Source organism: Variovorax sp. GW821-FHT09D04, from assembly GCF_059416405.1.
The window spans coordinates 1-18,423 of the sequence record NZ_JBWKPA010000007.1 but is presented as its reverse complement, the minus strand read 5'-3'; the positions used below and the strand labels follow the sequence as shown (position 1 = coordinate 18,423).

Annotated in this window: 15 protein-coding genes; 7 read left to right on the top strand and 8 right to left on the bottom strand. The window is 68.8% G+C overall.

Features of this window, described 5'->3' with window-relative positions; all coding sequences use genetic code 11:
* Positions 1-20 precede the first annotated feature (20 nt).
* The 4 genes from pcaF (at position 21) to AC07O4_RS20990 (ending at position 6,732) form a co-directional block, all read left to right on the top strand.
* Positions 21-1,226, top strand: coding sequence for a 3-oxoadipyl-CoA thiolase (gene pcaF / locus AC07O4_RS21005; protein ID WP_070062661.1), 1,206 nt, complete (start codon positions 21-23; stop codon positions 1,224-1,226).
* A complete protein-coding gene (locus AC07O4_RS21000; protein ID WP_495305550.1) occupies positions 1,226-2,203 on the top strand; it encodes a Bug family tripartite tricarboxylate transporter substrate binding protein in 978 nt (325 codons plus the stop codon). Before pcaF ends, AC07O4_RS21000 begins: the two co-directional genes overlap by 1 nt.
* A gap of 56 nt (positions 2,204-2,259) precedes the next feature.
* The gene (locus AC07O4_RS20995) at positions 2,260-3,270 is read left to right on the top strand and encodes a Bug family tripartite tricarboxylate transporter substrate binding protein (protein ID WP_495305549.1); all 1,011 of its coding nucleotides are present in this window, start codon (positions 2,260-2,262) and stop codon (positions 3,268-3,270) included.
* 351 nt (positions 3,271-3,621) lie between these two features.
* Positions 3,622-6,732, top strand: coding sequence for an autotransporter outer membrane beta-barrel domain-containing protein (locus tag AC07O4_RS20990; protein WP_495305548.1), 3,111 nt, complete (start codon positions 3,622-3,624; stop codon positions 6,730-6,732).
* 29 nt (positions 6,733-6,761) lie between these two features.
* Here the strand turns inward: AC07O4_RS20990 and AC07O4_RS20985 are convergent, their stop codons facing one another.
* The 5 genes from AC07O4_RS20985 to AC07O4_RS20965 all read right to left on the bottom strand — a co-directional run bounded on the left by AC07O4_RS20985 (position 6,762) and on the right by AC07O4_RS20965 (position 11,005).
* The gene (locus tag AC07O4_RS20985; RefSeq protein ID WP_070062657.1) at positions 6,762-7,181 is read right to left on the bottom strand and encodes a ribbon-helix-helix domain-containing protein; all 420 of its coding nucleotides are present in this window, start codon (positions 7,179-7,181) and stop codon (positions 6,762-6,764) included.
* Between the two features lie 75 nt (positions 7,182-7,256).
* Positions 7,257-7,835: a DJ-1/PfpI family protein gene (locus tag AC07O4_RS20980; protein ID WP_492697617.1), complete on the bottom strand. Its 579-nt coding sequence runs from the start codon at positions 7,833-7,835 to the stop codon at positions 7,257-7,259.
* Between the two features lie 127 nt (positions 7,836-7,962).
* A complete protein-coding gene (locus AC07O4_RS20975; protein ID WP_495305547.1) occupies positions 7,963-8,817 on the bottom strand; it encodes a carbohydrate ABC transporter permease in 855 nt (284 codons plus the stop codon).
* On the bottom strand, positions 8,814-9,704 hold the full coding sequence (locus AC07O4_RS20970) for a carbohydrate ABC transporter permease (RefSeq protein ID WP_062481532.1): 891 nt from the start codon (positions 9,702-9,704) through the stop codon (positions 8,814-8,816). Before AC07O4_RS20970 ends, AC07O4_RS20975 begins: the two co-directional genes overlap by 4 nt.
* 77 nt (positions 9,705-9,781) lie before the next feature.
* Positions 9,782-11,005: an ABC transporter substrate-binding protein gene (locus tag AC07O4_RS20965; protein WP_495305546.1), complete on the bottom strand. Its 1,224-nt coding sequence runs from the start codon at positions 11,003-11,005 to the stop codon at positions 9,782-9,784.
* 330 nt (positions 11,006-11,335) lie between these two features.
* Here AC07O4_RS20965 and AC07O4_RS20960 point away from each other — a divergent pair, with 330 nt between their 5' ends.
* The 3 genes from AC07O4_RS20960 to AC07O4_RS20950 are packed head-to-tail and all read left to right on the top strand — an operon-like array spanning position 11,336 to position 14,818.
* Positions 11,336-12,124 (top strand): SDR family oxidoreductase, encoded by a 789-nt coding sequence (locus AC07O4_RS20960; protein WP_370681988.1) that lies wholly within the window; start codon positions 11,336-11,338, stop codon positions 12,122-12,124.
* Positions 12,125-12,160: 36 nt separating this feature from the next.
* Positions 12,161-13,357, top strand: a complete 1,197-nt coding sequence (locus tag AC07O4_RS20955; RefSeq protein WP_495305545.1) for an ABC transporter ATP-binding protein — start codon at positions 12,161-12,163, stop codon at positions 13,355-13,357.
* An 18-nt stretch (positions 13,358-13,375) separates the two neighbouring features.
* Positions 13,376-14,818 carry an aldehyde dehydrogenase family protein gene (locus AC07O4_RS20950; protein WP_495305544.1) on the top strand — a complete coding sequence of 481 codons (1,443 nt, stop codon included), beginning with the start codon at positions 13,376-13,378 and terminating at the stop codon, positions 14,816-14,818.
* A 33-nt stretch (positions 14,819-14,851) separates the two neighbouring features.
* On the opposite strand, the gene AC07O4_RS20945 is transcribed toward AC07O4_RS20950, so the two are convergent.
* The 3 genes from AC07O4_RS20945 to AC07O4_RS20935 all read right to left on the bottom strand — a co-directional run.
* On the bottom strand, positions 14,852-15,811 hold the full coding sequence (locus AC07O4_RS20945; protein ID WP_062481526.1) for a LysR family transcriptional regulator: 960 nt from the start codon (positions 15,809-15,811) through the stop codon (positions 14,852-14,854).
* Positions 15,812-15,853: 42 nt separating this feature from the next.
* Complete coding sequence (locus AC07O4_RS20940; RefSeq protein WP_495305543.1) at positions 15,854-17,338, bottom strand: N-acyl-D-amino-acid deacylase family protein; 1,485 nt, start codon at positions 17,336-17,338, stop codon at positions 15,854-15,856.
* A gap of 20 nt (positions 17,339-17,358) precedes the next feature.
* Positions 17,359-18,423: alanine racemase (locus tag AC07O4_RS20935; protein WP_495305542.1), on the bottom strand; the 1,065-nt coding region annotated here is incomplete at its 5' end.

Below are 18,423 nucleotides of genomic sequence, written 5' to 3'. Positions count from 1 at the left end.
CCATTCAAGAGACAACTCACATGACCAATCAAGCCTTCATCTGCGACGCCGTCCGCACTCCCTTCGGCCGCTACGGCGGTTCGCTCAGCAGCGTGCGCACCGACGACCTCGGCGCCGTGCCGCTGCGCGCACTGATCGAGCGCAACAAGAACGTCGACTGGCAGGCCGTGAGCGACGTGCTCTACGGTTGCGCCAACCAGGCCGGCGAAGACAACCGCAACGTCGCGCGCATGTCGGCGCTGCTCGCGGGCCTGCCGATCGAAGTGGGCGGCGGCACCATCAACCGCCTGTGCGGTTCGGGCCTCGATGCACTGGGCACCGCTGCGCGCGCCATCCGCGCCGGTGAAGCCGGCCTCATGATCGCCGGCGGTGTGGAAAGCATGAGCCGCGCGCCCTTCGTCATGCCCAAGGCCGAGAGCGCCTTCAGCCGCAACAACGCGGTGTACGACACCACCATCGGCTGGCGCTTCGTCAACAAGCTCATGAAGGCACAGTACGGCGTCGACTCGATGCCCGAGACGGCCGAGAACGTGGCCACCGACTACAAGATCGAGCGCGAAGCGCAAGACCTGATGGCGCTGAACTCGCAGCTGCGCGCCGTGGCCTCGCAGAAGTCCGGCTTCTTCGACGCCGAGATCGTGCCCGTGAGCGTGCCGCAGAAGAAGGGCGACGCCCTCATCGTCAACAAGGACGAGCATCCGCGTGACACCACGCTGGAGGCGCTGGCCAAGCTCAAGCCCATCGTGCGCCCCGACGGCACCGTCACCGCCGGCAATGCCAGCGGCGTGAACGACGGCGCCTGCGCGCTGCTGTTGGCCGACGAAGCCAGCGCCGCCAAGCACGGCCTCACGCCGCGCGCCCGCGTGGTCGGCATGGCCACGGCCGGCGTCGCGCCGCGCATCATGGGCATCGGCCCGGCGCCCGCCACGCAGAAGGTGCTGGCGCTCACCGGCCTCACGCTCGACCAGATCGACGTCATCGAACTCAACGAAGCCTTCGCCGCACAAGGCCTCGCCGTGCTGCGCCTCTTGGGCCTGAAGGACGACGACGCACGCGTCAACATCAACGGCGGCGCCATCGCACTGGGCCACCCGCTCGGCGCCAGCGGCGCACGCCTGGCCACCACCGCGGTGAACCAGCTGCACAAGGGCGGCGGCCGCTACGCGCTGTGCACGATGTGCATCGGCGTGGGGCAGGGCATTGCCGTGATCCTGGAACGCGTCTGATGACGCTCGCCCGACGCGAGCTGCTGCTGGGCCTGCTGGCAGCAGCGGGCCTGCCGGCGCATGCGCAGCAGAGCGATGCCAAGCCGATCCGCATCGTCGTGCCCTTCGCGGCCGGCGGCGGCAACGACGTGTTCGCGCGCCAGATGGCCAAGGGCCTGGGCGAGGTGCGCAAGTCGGGCGTCATCGTCGACAACAAGCCCGGCGCGGGCGGCAACCTCGGCACCGAGCAGGTGGTGCGCAGCACGCCCGACGGCAGCACGCTGCTGCTGGGCCACACGGGCACCGTGTCGATCAACCCGGCGCTGTACAAGGGCCTGAAGTTCGACGCCCGCAAGGACCTCGTGCCCGTGGCCATGTTCGCGTCGTCCGCGCTCGTGCTCGTGGTGCCCGCCGCCTCGAAGGTGCGCAGCGTGGCCGACCTCGTCAAGGAGGCCAAGGTGCGTCCGGGCCTGCTCGACTACGCCTCGAGCGGCAGCGGCACAGGCGGCCATCTCACGGGCGAGCTCTTCGCGCAGCGCACCGGCACGAAGATCAATCACATTCCCTACAAGGGCACCAACCCCGCGCTCACCGACCTCGCGGGCGGTCAGGTGCAGATGATGTTCAGCGTCATCCCGCCCGCGCTTGCGCTGGTCAAGGGCGGGCGCCTGCGCGCCATTGCCGTCACGGGTGCGAAGCGCCTGCCGTCGCTGCCCGACGTGCCCACCGTGGCCGAGTCGGGCCTGCGCGAACTCGCGGGCTTCGAGAGCACGCTCACCTACGGCATCCTCGCGCCGCGCGGCACGCCCGATGCGTTCGTGAAGACGCTATCGGCGCAGATGCTGCAGGTGGCGGGCGGCGCCGAGTTCCAGTCGCGCCTGGACGTGGAAGGCGCCGTGCCGCTGCTCGGCGGGCCGGCCGAGTACGCCGCGCTCATCGCGAAGGAAAGCGCGCTGTGGGCCGGCATCGTCAAGGCCTCGGGCGCGTCGGTCGACTGAGCGGCGGCCCACCGCTTCCCACCCATCAACGATTCATCAAACCGGAGACTTCCCTCATGTCCTTCTTCCGTTCGTCGCTTTCGCGCCGCGCCCTCGCTGCGGCCGTGCTGGCCCTGACCGCCGGCGGCCTGCTGCCGCTGACCGCCTCGGCACAGCAGCCTGCGGCCTTCCCGACCAAGCCCGTGCGCATCATCACGCCGTTCCCGGTCGGTGGTGGCCCGGACGGCGTGGCCCGCCTCGTGGCCGACAAGCTCTCGCGCGCCTGGGGCCAGCCGGTGGTGGTCGAGAACCGCCCGGGCGGCAACGGCTTCATCGCCATCGACGCCTTCAAGCGCGGTGCCAAGGACGGCCACGACATCATCGTGCTCGACAACGTGCACCTGGCCGCGTACCCGGCGCTGTTCAAGAAACTGCCCTACGACGCATCGAAGGATTTCGACGCGTTGCTGCCGCTGTTCAAGACCTACTTCTTCTTCACCGTCGCGACCAACAGCAAGTACAAGACCGTGGGCGACCTGATCGCCGACGCCAAGGCCAACCCCGGCAAGCTCGACTACGGCTCGTGGTCGGTCGGCAACCCGGTGCACCTGGGCTCGGAACTGTTCGAGTCGGCCACCGGCACGCAGATGGAGCACGTGATCTACAAGGAGACCACGCAGCTGTACACCTCGGTCGCCACCGGCGAGCTGGCCTTTGCGTTGGGCAGCAGCGCCACCGCCGGCCCGCTGCAGCGCGCCAACAAGCTGCGCTTCCTGGCGGCTGCCGCGCCCCAGCGCGTGGCCGCCTTCCCCGACGTGCCCACCGTGAGCGAATCGGGCGGCCCGAAGGGCTTCGAGGTCATCGGCTGGAACGCCATCGCCGTGCCAAAGGGCCTGCCCGCCGCGGTCACCGACAAGATCAAGCGCGACATCGAGAAGGGGCTGGCCGAACCCGACGTGCTGGAGAAGTTCAAGAGCTTCGGCTACGAGCCGTTCCCCACCACGCGCTCGCAGTTCGACCAGTTCGTGGCGACCGAAACGAAGCGCTTCACCGACGTGATCCGCAAGGCGAACGTGTCGCTGGACTGACAGCGCGCGCCCAGGGCGCATCCGCAACGAACAAGGCACCCGCGAGGGTGCCTTTTCTTTTGGGCGCCGCGCCCAGGGCGAGAGATTGTGCTGTCCAAAAGTCACATGTTACGTATAGATACGTGACAGGGTAGACCGTCTACCGAACGCCCTGACAGAGGCGACATGGCCCCGCATGGGGCAGGTCGCTCCCGTTTCAGGGTAGCCCCTTGCAGGGATACGCGTAACTGGCACGCGTTCTTACATTTTTGACTTGCAAATCCGAAATCGTCGCCGTGGGGAGGAGCAAGCCATTGCTGCTGCACACGGAGGTCCACCTGCCCAGTCAGTGAACGAAGAGGGAGTTGAGTCATGAACAAGATCTTCCGAACCCTGTGGAGTCCCACCGCCGGCACCTGGGTGGCTGCGCCGGAAATCGCGCGCGGCCACGCGCGATCGTGCAGCGGGGGCGGCGTGCGCGCGGTGGCGGCCGCGGCGGCAACGGCGGCGCTGTGGGTCTGCGTCGTGCCGGTGCTCGCAGCCGGCGGCGCGGGCGGCCAGCCGGTCGGTGACGCGTCGCTGAACGCGGGCACGGGCGGCAGCGACGGCACGGGCGGCAGCGGCGGGCTCAACGACACCACGGTCAATGCCTTCGGCGGCGCGGGCGGATCGTCCACGCCGGGCGGCGTCACGGCGGGGGCCAACGCCAGCATCGGCGGCTTCGGCGGTGCCACGCCGGGCACCGGCGGCGCGGCCGGCGCGGCCAGCACGCCCACCGGTCCTGGTGCGTTCCAGGGCGACGCGGGTGGCGCGGGCCAGGCGCAGACCGGTGACGCGGCCAACGGCAACGGCTATGGCGGGGGCGGCGGCGGCGGCTTCCAGGGCATGTCGATCGCCAACAACGTGGCCAATTCGTCCGACAGCTACACCGGCGGTATCGGGGGCGCGGGCGGCAACGGGTACTGGGCAGCGGGCGGCGGCGGCGCGGGCGGCTACGGTTCGATCCTCAGCGGCCCGCTCGGCAGCTACACGGCCACGGGATCTTCCACGGGCGGCGCCGGCGGCAAGGGCGGCGACGCCTTCTCGCAGGGCGGCGGCGGCGGCAGCGGGGGCGGCGGGTTCTACCTGAACGCGACCAACCCGGGGCTCAGCTTCACCAACACCGGTCCCCTCACGGGCGGGGCGGGCGGTGCCGGCGGGGCCGAATTGGCACCCGCCCGTTCCAACGCCTCGGGCGGCGGCGGCGGCGCAGGGGGCATCGGCGCGACGTTGGCGGGTGTCGCCGTCACCGTCAGCAACTCCGGCGCGATCACGGGCGGTGCCGGGGGCGCAGGCGGCGCGGCCGGCGGCGGTGCGGGCGGCACCGGTTCACCGGGCGCTGGCGGCGACGGCGGGGCGGGCCTCGCATCGACCGGCGCGGGCGCAACCGTCACCAACACCGGCACCATCGCCGGCGGGGCGGGCGGCGTCGGCGGGGCCAACAGCAACGGTGGACCGAGCGGTGCCAACGGGGTGGGCGGCGTCGGGGTGACCGGCGCGAACCTCGCGTTGACCAACGGCGGAACCATCTCGGGCGGCCTGGGCGGCGACGGCGTCACGCGCGCCGCGGCGGTCGCATTCACGGGCGGCACCAACAGCCTCACGCTGAACACCGGCTCGTCGATGACGGGCGCGATTTCGATCGGCGCGGGTGCCACCGCCAGCGTCATCGCGGGCGCCGGCGGCCTCAGCGTCAGCAACGCCCTGCTGCTGGGCGGCACGGGCACCATCGACACCAACGGGAACGCCCTGACGTGGACCGGCGCGATCTCCGGCGCCAGCGATCTCGTGAAGATCGGCGCGGGCGTGCTGACGCTGAGCGGTGCCGACACCCACTCGGGCGCCACCAACGTCGCGGCGGGCACCCTGCGCGCGGGCGCCGCCAACGTGCTCAGCAGCGTGAGCCCCTTCACCGTGGCTACTGGCGCGACGCTTGACCTGGCCGGCAACAGCCAGACCCTCGCGTCGATGGCCCACAGCGGCACCGTCTCGCTGGTCGGCGCGGTGCCCGGCACCACGCTCACCGTCAACGGTCCCTGGGTGGGCAACGGCGGCACGTTGCGACTGGGGACCGCGCTGGGCGGCAGCGCGAGCGCGAGCGACCGGCTCATCCTGAGCGGCGCCACCGCCGTCGCCAGCGGCACGACGAATGTGCAGATCACCAACCTGGGCGGCCTGGGCGCGCTCACCACCGGCAACGGCATCGAGGTGATCAGCGCCCTCAACGGCGCGACCACCACCGCGCAGACCACGAAGAGCGCGTTCGTGCTGGCCGGCACGCACGTCGATGCGGGCGCCTACGAGTACCGGCTGCATGCGGCCGACGCCGCCGGCGCGGGCGAGAACTGGTACCTGCGCTCGACCACTGCACCCGTGACGCCCGTGACGCCTGTCCCGCCCGGCACGCCGCCTGCCGGCGGTGGCGGCTCGGGCACTGGCGGCACCGGCATCGTGCCCGTGCTCGCCGTGCCCACCTACCGCGCCGAAGTGCCGCTGTACGCCGCGCTGCCCGAGCAGCTGCGCCAGTCCAGCTTCGCGATGCTCGGCAACAGGCGCCTGCGCATGGGCGAGGACCTGGTAGCGGGCGCAAACCCGGCCAAGCCCACGCAGGGCTACCGCGAGGCCTGGGGCCGCATCATCAGCACCGAGCGCACCATCGCGCAGGGCGGCACCGTGAGCCCCACGAGCAAGGGGCGCCTCACGGGCTTCCAGGCCGGCACCGACCTGTGGGCCAACCCCGACTGGCACGCGGGCGTGTACGTCGGCCAGCTCGACGGCGACATGCGCGTGAACGGCTTTGCCAGCGGCCTGGCGAACCTCGGCGTGGGCACCAACAACCAGAAGAGCGAATACCTGGGCGCCTATGCCACCTGGAAGCACGCCAGCGGCGTGTACGTCGACGGCGTGCTGCAGGCCGGGCGCCACCGCTACACCGCCAGGCCCACGCTGGGCTTCTCCCGGGGCGGCAAGGGCAACAGCCTGCTGGCGTCCATCGAGGTGGGGCAGTCGATTCCCATCGCGCAGAACTGGACCGTCGAGCCGCAGGTGCAGCTGGTGCACCAGCGCGTGAGCCTGGGCGACACGGGCATCTCCGGCGCGCTCGTGCAGCAGAACAGCCACAACGGCTGGCGGGCACGCGCCGGCGTGCGCGTGAAGGGCGAGTTCGTCACCCGCGCCGGGGTGCTGCAGCCTTATGTGCGGGTCAATTTCCACCGCAGCAGCCGCGGCACCGACGTCACCCGCTTCGTCGGCCCGGCCGGCTTCACCGACATTGCGACGCGCACCGGCGGCAGCAGCACCGAGCTGGCGGCGGGGGCCACGCTGCAGGTGGCCGAGAACACGAGCGTGTATGTGGAGCTGGGCAAGCTGTGGTCGGGCTCCGGCGGCGACTCGCGCATCAAGAGCGGGGTCAACGCGAGCGTCGGCGTGAAGATGCGCTGGTGATCTCGTGAAGGGGCGCGCAAGGGCGGCGTCTACGCATGCCGCCGCGCGGCGGCGTGGAGCGTGTGCACGCGGGCCTCGCCGGGCTGCGCAGGCGATGGCCGCCCCCAACCCTGCGGCAGTTCATGCAGCACGGCGTTCGCATCGAGCGAGCGGATCGCGACCGAGGTGTCGGCCGGAATCCGCCCCTGCGCCACCATCGCCTCGTAGCGCAGCGCGCACACGCGCAGGAACGACGCGAAGTTGCCGACCTCGCCGCGCGCCGCCACCAGCTCGTCGTACAGCCGCTCGATGAGCTGCACCACGGCCATGCCGTCGCGCTGCGCGATCTCTTCGAGCACCTGCCAGAACAGGTTCTCGAGCCGGATGCTGGTGACCACGCCGTGCAGCCGCACCGAGCGCGTGCGCGCGTCGTAGCTTTGCGGATCGGCGCTGATGAAGACTTCGCACATGGGCCATCTCCTCGAGAGGCGGAATGAATCGGGGCGACGCGGCACTGTAGCGCCGCCCGCGCCCATCCGTTCAGGTCAGTGTTCGATGCGGGTGCCGAGCACCGCGAGGAACTGCGACAGCCACGCCGGATGCGCCGGCCAGGCCGGTGCGGTGACGAGGTTGCGGTCGGTCACGGCCTGGTCGACCGGGATGCCCATGTACTCGGCGCCGGCCAGTTCCACTTCGACCTGGCAGGCCGGGTAGGCCGACACCTTGCGGCCCTTGATGAGGCCCGTGGCCGCGAGCAGCTGCGCGCCGTGGCAGACGGCGGCCACCGGCTTGTCGGTCGCGAGGAAGTGGCGCGCGATCTCCACCACGCGGCTGTGCATGCGCAGGTACTCGGGCGCGCGGCCGCCGGGGATCACGAGCGCGTCGTAGGCCTCGGGGCGCACCTCGTCGAAGCTGGCGTTCAGCGTGAAGCGGTGGCCCGGCTTCTCGCTGTAGGTTTGCGCGCCCTCGAAATCGTGGATGGCGGTGTGCACCCAGTCGCCGGCCTTCTTGTCGGGCGCCACCGCATGCACGGTGTGGCCGACGGCCAGCAGGGTCTGGAACGGCACCATGGTTTCGTAGTCTTCGGCGTAGTCGCCGCAGAGCATGAGGATCTTGCGAGCCATCGGGTTTGTCTCCTTCGGATGAGGTGTAGCGAAACCGGCCGGCGCAGGGTGCGCGCCGGCCGTCGCCGCATTATTCGAAGGGGGCGGGCGCAGCGGGTAGCAGCGGGCTGTGATGCCGCTGCGGTCGCTATTTGACCGAGCCTGCGGTCAAGCCCTGCACCATGTAGCGCTGCATCCACGCAAACAGGATGGCGACCGGGACCACGGCGCAGATGGCGGCGGCCATCACCAGCTCCCACTGCACCACGTACTGGCCCGCGACCATGTTGGTGACGAGCACGGTCAGCGTCTGCTTCTCCGTGGAACGGATCAGCGTGTAGACCACCGCGAACTCGTTCCAGGCATTGACGAAGGTGACCAGCGCCGTGACCGCCATGGCCGGCAGCGCCAGCGGCAGGAACACCTTGCAGACCGTGCGCACCGGGCCCGAGCCTTCGAGCCAGGCCGACTCCTCCAGGTCGCGCGGAATGGTCTCGAAGTAGGAGCTCATCATCCAGACAGCAAAGGCAATGCCGAAGGCGCCATAGGCCACCACCACGGACAGGCGCGAGTCGGTCATGTTGCCGCCCTCGAACCAGGGCAGGCTGGCCGCCATCTTGAACAGGCCCACCACCAGCAGCACGGGCGAGATCATCTGGGTGATGAGCAAAAACTGCCGGTAGCCGCCCTGGCCGCGAAACTTCAGGCGCGCCAGCGCATAGGCGGAAGGCACGCTCACGGCAATCGTCAGCACCGTGGCAGAGAGCGACACCAGTAGGCTGTTCAGCAGCGCGCGCCCGAAGCCGGTCTGGGTCCACATGGCGGAGAAGTTGCTCCACTGCCACTGCTGCGGCAACCACCGCGCCGGATAGACGTAGATCTCGGACGCCGGCTTGAGCGCCGTGAAGAACATCACCGCGAGCGGAAAGACGACCACGGCCACCAGCGGCGCGAGCAGCAGCCAGCACCAGAGGCTGCGCACGAGTTTGTCGGGGCGGATCATGCGGCGGCCTTCGCGGACTGGCGCTTCTGCAGGCGCAGGTAGAACACGGTGAAGGCCAGCAGCAAGGCCAGCATCACGAGCGAAATGGCGGCTGCCTCGCCGGGGCGGCCCAGGCGAAAGCCCAGCTGGTACAGCCAGGTGACGAGGATGTGCGTGGCGTTGTCCGGCCCGCCCTGCGTCATGATCCAGATGATGGGGAACGAGTTGAAGACGTAGATCACGTTCAGCACGATCGCCATGTGGATGAACGGCTTGAGCAGCGGCAGCGTGAGCCGGCGAAACTGCTGCCAGCGCGACGCGCCTTCGATGCCGGCCGCTTCGTAGATGTCCTGCGACACCGACGACAGGCCGCCCAGGAAGATGGTCACGGTGAAGGGAATGGACACCAGGATGCCCACGCCCACCTCGACCCAGAACGCGAGCTGTCCATCGGCCAGCCAGTTGATCGGCTCCCGGATGATCCCGACCATCGCGAGGCTTGCATTGACCATGCCGTACTGGCCGTTGAAGGACCAGGTCCAGACGATGGCCGTCATGGTCAGCGACACCGCCCAGGGCAGCATCACGATCGTGCGCGCCACGCCCCGGCCATAGAAATCCTGCTGCAGGATGAGCGCGATCGGCACAGCGCACAGCACCGCGCCGCCGACCACGCACACCGTCCATTGCACCGTGCGCCACACCACATGGGCGAACACCGGATCGGTGAACACGGTGCGAAAGTTGTCCAGGCCGTTGAAGGCCCGCAGCAGGCCGAAGCGCGAGATGTCGTGCACCGACTGGAACACCAGGGTGGACAGCGGGTAGGCCAGGATGAAGAGGGTGAGCAACAGGCTCGGCGCAATCAGCCCCCAAGCCAGGGCAGGGCCTCGAACGGGATTCTGCATAGGGCAATTCGATCGGAATAGACGTGGTGCGACACGCGAAAAGCTGGCGCAGCCCAGGGCTGCGCCCCGGGGCTTGCTTACTTCTTGTTGAGCTTGGTGTTGGCTTCGGCCGCGGCCTTGTCCAGCGCCGCCTTCGGTTCCGCCTTGCCCTGGTAGATGGCCTGCAGCGCGTTGGTGACGGCCTGCGCCGAGTCTTCCCAGCCGGCGACCAGCGGGGCGAAACGCGCGTTGGGAAGCAGGGTCACGAACTCGGAGAGCACCGGGTCGTCCTTGAACACGGGGTCGTTGGCCACCTCGCGCGTCACCGGCATGAAGCCTTCGCCCTGGTCGAACTTCAGCCGCGCGGTTTTCGAGAACATGAAGTTCAGGAATTTCTGGGCGGTTTCCTTGTTCTTCGAGGTCTTGAACATCATGATCGAATCGGTCACGCCGAAGGTGATGTCCTTGCCGCCATTGGGCACGCCGGTGATGCCGTATTTCAGTTGCGGCGCGTCCTTGGCGATTTCCTTGGCCAGCGGCGGCAGTGAAATGACCATGCCCAAACGCCCCTGCTTGAACAGGTTGTGCAGGTCGTAGCGCGTGTTGCCGGCCACGCCGGGCTCGGTCAGGCCCTGGTCGATCATGCTTTTGTAGAGCGTGGCGGCCTTCACGCCGGTCGGCGAATTGAAGGCGGCCTTGTTGCTGGCATCGAGCACGTCGCCGCCCATGCTCCACAGCGCGTAGTAGAAATAAGTGTCGGTATCCAGGTCCTTGCCCTGGATGCCATAGCCGTAGGCCCCCGTGGCCTTGATCTTTTTCGCGGCGGCAATCACGTCGTCCCAGGTCTTGGGGCCATTGGGAAAGCCCGCCTTGCTCAGCATGTCCTTGTTATAGAACATCGCGCGCACGCTGGCCGCAATAGGCAATGCATAAGGCTTTCCATTGATATTTCCGGCTTTCAGGAAGGCCGGAATGAATTGGTCCTTGAACGCCGCATTGGCGTAATTGTCGACCGGCTCCACCAGGCCGTCGTTCACGAAATCGCCGACCCAGCGGGTCGCGACGTGGGCCAGGTCGGGCGGGTTGTTGCTGGCGATTTCCGCCTGCAGTTTCTGCTGCATGTTCTCCCAGCTTCCCACCTCGACCTTGACCTTGTCTCCCGGGTTGGCCTTTTCGTAGTCCCGGGCCAAAGCCTCCAACCAGGGGCGCGTGTTGTCGCTGTAGCTGGACATGGCGATGCGGATATTTCCCGCCTGGGCCGTGAGGGAGGAAAGACCCAGAAGAATTGCGCCTGCCAATAGAGTTGTATTTCGATTTTTCATATTTAATTCCTCGTGAAGTGATTGAAAATTAATTGAATACACGTCGGGATCTGCTGCGATCAATGCTTTCGCTTTTTTATCTTACGAGTCGGCCGAATGGCGCCATAGATAGAGCTAACCCTCGATTTCTAAAAAACAGAACCCTGCCTGCGAAATATTGAAGGCCAAATTCCCGTGGCCTCCTGTACGCTTCAAAATTCGAGCTCGAATTGCGCGCGGTAATTCATTGCCGCCCGGTCGGGAGAGGTATTGGCAATTCACAGGGCGCATTGCGTGGACACATCAATTTCGACTCCGTCTTCGGTTCATCCCCACGCGCCGTCCCGGCGCGTGACGCTGGTCACGGGCGCCGCGGGCGGCATCGGCCAGGCCCTGTGCCGCCGCGTGCTGCAGGCCGGCGACCGGCTGATCGCGCTGGACCACGACGCGGGCGCGCTGGAAGGCCTGGCGGCCGTGTTGGCCGGGCAGGGCGTGAGTGCCGACGACTTGGCGCGGCTGCATCCTTTGGTGGCGGACGTCACCGACTGCGCAGGCCTGTGCGACAAGGTGGCCACGGCCGTTGCGGCTGTCGGCCCGGTGGATGTGCTGGTGTCGAACGTGGGAGCGGCGCGCGGGCCGACGGTGCGCAAGACCACGCCGCAGGACTGGCAGGCCGACATCCAGCTCAACCTGAATGGCGCGTTCCATTGCGTGGAGGCGGTGCGCCACGCCATGGTCGAGCGCCGCAGCGGGCAGTTGGTGCTCATCGGCTCGGTCAACGCGCTGACCACGCTCGGTCACCCGGCCTACAGCGCGGCCAAGGCCGCCTTGGTCAGCTACACCCGCTCGCTCGCCATGGAGCTGGGCGCCTACGGCATCCGCGCCAACATCGTGCTGCCCGGCACCGTCAAGACGCCCGCCTGGCAGGCGCGCGCCGACAAGAACCCGCAGGTGTTCGAGCAGCTGAAGAAGTGGTACCCGCTGGGCGACTTCGCGACACCGGACGACGTGGCCGATGCCGTGCTCTTCCTCGCGTCGCCCGCCGCGCGCGTCATCACGGGCGTGGCATTGCCGGTGGATGCGGGCCTCATGGCGGGCATCCTGCCCATGGCCCGCGAGATCACCGTCGAAGACTACTGAGCCAGCGACTCACTTCCACAAAGACAAGGAGACCCCATGGCTCAGGTTCAACTCAAGCAACTGCGCAAGGATTTCGCGGGCGTGCCCGTCGTGCACGGCATCGACCTGGACATTGCCCACGGCGAGTTCGTCGTGCTCGTCGGCCCCTCGGGCTGCGGCAAGTCGACGCTGCTGCGCATGATCGCGGGGCTGGAGCCCATCAGCGGCGGCGAGCTGCGCATCGGCGGTGCGCGGGCCAACGACCTGTCGCCGCAAAAGCGCAACATCTCGATGGTGTTCCAGAGCTATGCGCTCTACCCGCACCTGTCGGTCTACGAGAACATCGCCTTCGGCCCGCGCACGCGCGGCGAAGCCGAAAGCGACTTCCGCCCGCGCATCGAAAAAGCAGCCAGCCTGCTCAACCTCACGCCCTACCTGGACCGCCTGCCGCGCGCGCTCTCGGGCGGACAGCGCCAGCGCGTGGCCATGGGCCGCGCCGTGGTGCGCGAGCCCGCGCTGTTCCTCTTCGACGAGCCGCTGTCCAACCTGGATGCGCAGCTGCGCGTGCAGATGCGCGCCGAGATCAAGGCCCTGCACCAGCGCCTGGGCAACACCATGGTCTACGTCACGCACGACCAGGTGGAAGCCATGACCATGGCCGACCGCATCGTCGTGATGCGCGCGGGCCGGGTGGAGCAGGTCGGTGCGCCGCTCGAGCTCTACGACCGCCCGGTCAACCGCTTCGTGGCGGGCTTCATCGGCTCGCCCGCCATGAACTTCACGCAGGGGCAGGTGCATCGCGCGCACGGCCGCACCTGGCTCGCGCTGCCCGACGGGCAGGCCTGGGACCTGCCGACTTCCGGGTGCACGCCCCTGCTGGCCGATGGACAGCACGTGCTGCTGGGGCTGCGGCCCGAGCATCTGCAGCTGGCTCCGGAGGGCCTGGCGCTGCGCGTGATCCTCACGGAGTCGACGGGCGACAAGACGCAGATCTACGGCACCGTGGCGGGCAGCGAAACGCCCTGGTGCGTGTCCGTGCACGACCGCGTGGCCCTCAAGCCCGGCGACCTCGTGCACCTGCAGGTCCGCGAGGCCGCATCGACTCATTGCTTCGACGCACAGACCGAGCGCCATGTGGGCGTCGCAGCCCCCGCGCCGGCCGGTTACAGGCCGTCCACGTCCACCGTGGATTCGCGTGCCGGCGGCAGCGAAGGCCAGCGCCACGCCGCGTCGATCGCCTATTCGTACGGCTAGGCCATGCGCAACCACTGCATGTCCGAAGTCGAAACGGGCAACTGCATCGGCGGGCGCTGGTCGACCCCCGTCGACACCCTGCCGGTGGTCAACCCGGCCAACGGCGAAACCATCGCCACGGTGCCCCGTTCGGGCCGCGAGACGGCGGGCGAGGCGGTGGCCGCCGCCAAGGCCGCGGCCAACGCATGGGCCGCCACGCCCGTGTTCGAACGCGCGGCGATGTGCATGGCGATCGCGGCCGAGATCGATGCCGCGCGCGAGGCCCTCGCGCACACGCTGTCGTGCGAGCAGGGCAAGGTCCTGGTCGAGGCGCTGGGCGAGGTCGCCAAGGCCGCCGACGGCTTCCGGCTCGCCGCCGAACTCGTCAAGCAGATGGGCGGCAAGACGCTGCCGGCGGAAGACCCGGGCAAGCTCGTCATGACCCTGCGGCAGCCGCGCGGCGTGTACGGCGTCATCACGCCCTGGAACTTCCCGGTCAACATTCCGGTGGAGTACATCGCCCCCGGCATCGCCACCGGCAACACCCTCGTCTGGGTGCCTGCGCCGTCCACCGCGCTCGTGGCCTGCGCGCTGATGGCAGTCATCGAAAAGGCCGGCCTGCCCGCCGGCGTCGTCAACCTGGTGATCGGCGAGGGCGCGACCGTGGGCGATGCGGTGGTGGTGCATCCGGACGTGACCGCCATCGCCTTCACCGGCAGCACCGCGACGGGCCAGCGCATCGCCGAGCGGGGCGCCGGAAAGCCCCTGCTGCTCGAGCTCGGCGGCAATGGCCCCCTGATCGTTTTCGAAGACGCCGACCTCGATGCGGCAGCCGCTGCAGCGGCAGGCGGTGCGTTCTTCAATGCCGGGCAGGTGTGCGCGGCGACAGGGTGCGTGCTGGCCCATGCCAGCGTGGTCGACCGCCTCTGCGACAAGCTGGTCGCCCGGGCCGCCGAGCAGGTGCTGGGCGATCCCTTGCATCCCGCCACGACCATGGGGCCGCTCAACAACGCCCGGGTGGCGGCCAAGGTGCGCGCGCATGTGGACGATGCCGTTGAACAGGGTGCGCGCGTGCTGTGCGGCGGCCGGGCGCGGCCGGACCTGGGCAGCGACCTCTTCTTCGAGCCCACCGTGGTGCGCGACGTCACGCCCCCCATGCGGCTGTGCCGGGAAGAAACCTTCGGCCCGGTCGTGCCGGTCATCGCCTTCCAGGACGAAGCGCAGGCCCTGGCGCTGGCCCTGCAGAACGACTACGGCCTCTCGGTGGGCGTTTTCACCCAAGACATCGGCCGCGGCATCGCCATGGCCAAGGCGATCCCCGCCGGCATCGTCAACATCAACGCGGGCACCACCTGGTGGGAAATCCACCTGCCCTTCGGCGGTGGCTGCGGCAAGAAAAGCGGCATCGGCCGGCTGGGTGGCATGCACACACTGGAGGCGATGACCGAGATCAAGATGATCACGGTCACGCTGCCGGGTTGAACCTTTCGATGCCGACGATCCCGCGCGCCGGAACTATTCTGGCTTTCCCCTGGCGGGCGTGCGAGCGGCGGTGGCGCGCCCCGGCTTCACGGGCCGCTGCCACCCCTGCATGTAGGCGATCAGCGACTGCGACAGGTGATTGGCCGCGAGCGACAGCCGCCTGGAATAGCTCGCGACCAGCGTGGCGCGCGCCGAGCGCAGCGACGCATCGGTGAGCGGAATGGCCACCACCTTGCCGGCCTCGATCAGCGGCGCGACCACGTCGCTCGGCTGGAAGGTGATGAGGTCCGACTCCGCGACCAGCCGGCTCGCGAAGGACAGGGAGTTCGTCTCGACCGCGATGTTCAGCTTGAACTTGCCCTTGGAGCTGACGCGGTCGACCAGCTGGCGCAGGCCGAAGGAGCGGTCGGGCAACGCCAGCGGCGCGTCGGCGACTTCCGCGAGCGTGCAGCTGCGCTGTTGTGCCAGGGGATGCTGCGTCGAAGCGATCACGCACAGCGGCTGCTCGATCTTCTGCAGCTCGATGAGGTCGGGGCGCGGCGAGGCGCCGAACAAAATGCCCAGGTCGTACTTGTGCTCCGCCACCGACTCGCCCACCGCATGCGAGCCCATGAGATCGAGCGAGAAGGTGATGCCCGGGTGCGTGCGGATGAAGCTCGGCATGAAGCTGGTGAGCAGGCCGTGCAGGATGCCTTCCACGCAGCCCACCCGCACATGGCCCTTGGCCAGCGTCTCGTACTCGTGGATCTGGCCCTTCAGGTCGGCCAGCTGCGTCTTGTTGTCCTGCGCATAGCGAAGCAGCAGTTCGCCGGCCGCGGTCAGCGCCATGCCGCGCGCGTGGCGCTCGAAGACGGGCACGCCCAGTTCGTCTTCCAGCAGCGCGATCTGCCGGCTCACGGCGCTCTGGGCCACGAAGAGCTTTTCCGCCGCCACGCGCACGGAGCCGAAGGCCGCGACCTCGTAGAAGTACCGAAGGGTGGTGGATTCGATCATGCGTGCACTCTACGGGATGGCGGGGAAGGGGCGCGGCGACGCTCAGTTCGCGGCGCGTGACTGCCGTGTCAGCATGCGCCCCGCGCGCGCGAGCACGCGCGCCTCGTTCGCACCGCGGTACGCGAGCACGCCGTTCACGAACACGCGTTCGATCCCTTCGCTCACGCCCAGCGGCTGGTCGTAGGTGGCGGTGTCGGTGATGGTCTCGGGGTCGAACACCACCACGTCGGCCATGGTGCCGACGCGCAGCAGGCCGCGATCGGCGATGCGCAGGTTGCGCGCCGTCATGCCCGTCATCTTGTGCACCGCCTGCTCCAGCGTGAAGAGCTTGCGCTGGCGCCAGTAGCGCGCGAACACGCGCGGGAACGCGCCCCACAGGCGCGGGTGCGGATGGCGGTCGTGCGGCAGGCCGTCGCTGCCGATCATGCTGCGCGGATGCGCGATGACGCGCTCCACGTCTTCTTCCTGCATCAGGAAATAGCAGGCACCGCCGGGCTTCAGGCGCAGGCTGGCCTCCTTCTCCGTCGTGCCCCATTCGCGCGCGATGTCGGCGATGAGGAGGCCGGTCATCTCCGGGTGGGGCTCGGACCAGGTCAGCAGCACGTCGATCACGCCGTCCACCATGTCCTCGCGCAGCACGGTGGAGCCGGCCACGTAGGGATACACGTCCATCGCGATCTCCTGGCGCTGCGACAGGGCGTCGATCAGCGGCAGGGTCTCCTTCGTGCGGCCCCAGTTGGCCGGGCTTGCGCATTTGTGGTGCGAGATGATCAAGGGCACGCCGGCCTCGAACGCCGAGTCGCCGGCCTCGTGCAGCGCCTCGATGATCTGCTGCATCTCGCTGCGCAGGTGCGTGGCGTACACGCCGCCGTGGCGCGCCACGACACGCGCGAGCGCGGTGACCTCCTCGGCCGGCGCGGCAAAGGCTTCTTCATAGAACAGGCCCGATGACAGGCCGTGCGCGCCCGAAGCCATGCAGTCGTCGAGCAGTGCGGCCATGTGTTCCAGTTCATCGCCGTTCGCGGGCCGGTCGAGCGCTTGCATCGCCGCGAAGCGCAGCGTGGTGTGCCCCACGAGCGCGGCCACGTTGAGTGCAGGCTGAACCGCATCGACCGCGGCGCGGTACTCGGCCATGGTCGCGTGCTTGAACGAATCCGCACCCAGCAGCGTGAGCGGCGGCTTCGACTGCGGCGTGCGGTACGGCGCGAGCGAGATGCCGCAGTTGCCCGTGACCACGGTGGTGATGCCCTGCGACACCTTCGGCAGGCACAACGGGTCGCGCAGCACGATGGCGTCGTCGTGCGTGTGCGCGTCGATGAAGCCGGGCGCGATCACCTTGCCTCGGCAGTCGACCACGTCGACGTCCGCAATGTCCAGTCCCTCGGGCAGGCGCGTGCGCAGGCCTTCGCCCAGCGCCAGGATGCGGTCACCCTGCAGCAGCACGTCGCCGGGCCACGAGGGGCCGCCCGAACCGTCGACCACGAGGCCGCCTTCGAGCAGCGTCGCGCTGTTCTTCTGTGTGTTCATGGAGGGATGCGTTGCCTTGCTCAGAAATGGATCACGACCGCATCGCTCACGCGGTAGTCGTTTTCGACCACGGGCATCCAGTGCCATTTGTCGAAGGTAGTGCAAGGGTGCGAGATGCCCAGGCCGACACGGTCGCCGACGACCGGGGCGTGCGCTTCGTCGCTCGCGTCCCAGCGCAGGTAGGCATGCTGGTCGTTCAGCGCCGTGACTTTCCAGCTGGCGGGCACAGCGTGCGATTGCAATGCACCGCGTGCTGCGAGCGCAATGGGAATGGGCATCGACATATCGAAAGAGACGTCGCGCTTGCCGACTGAAAGGATCGCCAGGCCGGGCTCGGGCCGCGACTGCACGTTGGCCCAGACCTCCATCGCCGGCGTCAGCCCTTCGCCGCACTCGCAACCCATGCGCTCATCCGCCACATTCACCATGCGCTTGTAGAAGCCATGGTCGTGCGTGACGTAGCAGCCCGAGCGCAAGAGGCCGCGCACCGGCGAACCCAGCGCAGGCTTGAGCCGCCCGGCCACGAGGTCGAAGATGGCCGAGCCACCGGCCGAGACCAGCACCTCGTCGGTCTCGAAGAGCTGCTGCGTGTCGCAGTGGCGGGCCACGGCTTCGATCCGGTCCATCAGGGCCTTGGCGAAGGCGGTGTCCTGTTCGGTGGACCCGGTGGCATTCAGGCCTTCGTAGCTCTCGATGCCCACCAGCTTCGCGGCGCTGCTGGCACGCACCGCACTGGCCACGGCGAGCGCTTCCGCATGCGTGCGGCAACCGGTGCGTCCGCCGTCGATGCCGATCTCGAGCATCACCTCGAAAGGCACGCTGGCGGGATGGCGCTTCGACCAGTCTTCGATCAGCGCCAGCTGCGCGATCGAGTCGACCAGGAACACCACACGCAGGTCCGCGTGGTCGGCCAGCAGCAGCTGGATGCCTGCGAGGTCTTCATCGCTCACGACCTGGTTGGCGATCAGCGTGCGGCGCGCGCCCGCGGCCACGCCCACGGCCAGCTGGGTGACGGTGGCAAAGGTCAGGCCCCACGCACCCGCATCCAACTGGCGCTGGAACAGCTGCGGCGACATGGTGGTCTT

What these genes read in the sequence shown, in the direction of transcription:
- pcaF (WP_070062661.1), top strand. Translation starts at nt 21, where the DNA reads ATGACCAATCAAGCCTTCATCTGCGACGCCGTCCGCACTCCCTTCGGC.
- AC07O4_RS21000 (WP_495305550.1), top strand. Translation starts at nt 1,226, where the DNA reads ATGACGCTCGCCCGACGCGAGCTGCTGCTGGGCCTGCTGGCAGCAGCG.
- AC07O4_RS20995 (WP_495305549.1), top strand. Translation starts at nt 2,260, where the DNA reads ATGTCCTTCTTCCGTTCGTCGCTTTCGCGCCGCGCCCTCGCTGCGGCC.
- AC07O4_RS20990 (WP_495305548.1), top strand. Translation starts at nt 3,622, where the DNA reads ATGAACAAGATCTTCCGAACCCTGTGGAGTCCCACCGCCGGCACCTGG.
- AC07O4_RS20985 (WP_070062657.1), bottom strand. Translation starts at nt 7,181, where the DNA reads ATGTGCGAAGTCTTCATCAGCGCCGATCCGCAAAGCTACGACGCGCGC.
- AC07O4_RS20980 (WP_492697617.1), bottom strand. Translation starts at nt 7,835, where the DNA reads ATGGCTCGCAAGATCCTCATGCTCTGCGGCGACTACGCCGAAGACTAC.
- AC07O4_RS20975 (WP_495305547.1), bottom strand. Translation starts at nt 8,817, where the DNA reads ATGATCCGCCCCGACAAACTCGTGCGCAGCCTCTGGTGCTGGCTGCTG.
- AC07O4_RS20970 (WP_062481532.1), bottom strand. Translation starts at nt 9,704, where the DNA reads ATGCAGAATCCCGTTCGAGGCCCTGCCCTGGCTTGGGGGCTGATTGCG.
- AC07O4_RS20965 (WP_495305546.1), bottom strand. Translation starts at nt 11,005, where the DNA reads ATGAAAAATCGAAATACAACTCTATTGGCAGGCGCAATTCTTCTGGGT.
- AC07O4_RS20955 (WP_495305545.1), top strand. Translation starts at nt 12,161, where the DNA reads ATGGCTCAGGTTCAACTCAAGCAACTGCGCAAGGATTTCGCGGGCGTG.
- AC07O4_RS20950 (WP_495305544.1), top strand. Translation starts at nt 13,376, where the DNA reads ATGTCCGAAGTCGAAACGGGCAACTGCATCGGCGGGCGCTGGTCGACC.
- AC07O4_RS20945 (WP_062481526.1), bottom strand. Translation starts at nt 15,811, where the DNA reads ATGATCGAATCCACCACCCTTCGGTACTTCTACGAGGTCGCGGCCTTC.
- AC07O4_RS20940 (WP_495305543.1), bottom strand. Translation starts at nt 17,338, where the DNA reads ATGAACACACAGAAGAACAGCGCGACGCTGCTCGAAGGCGGCCTCGTG.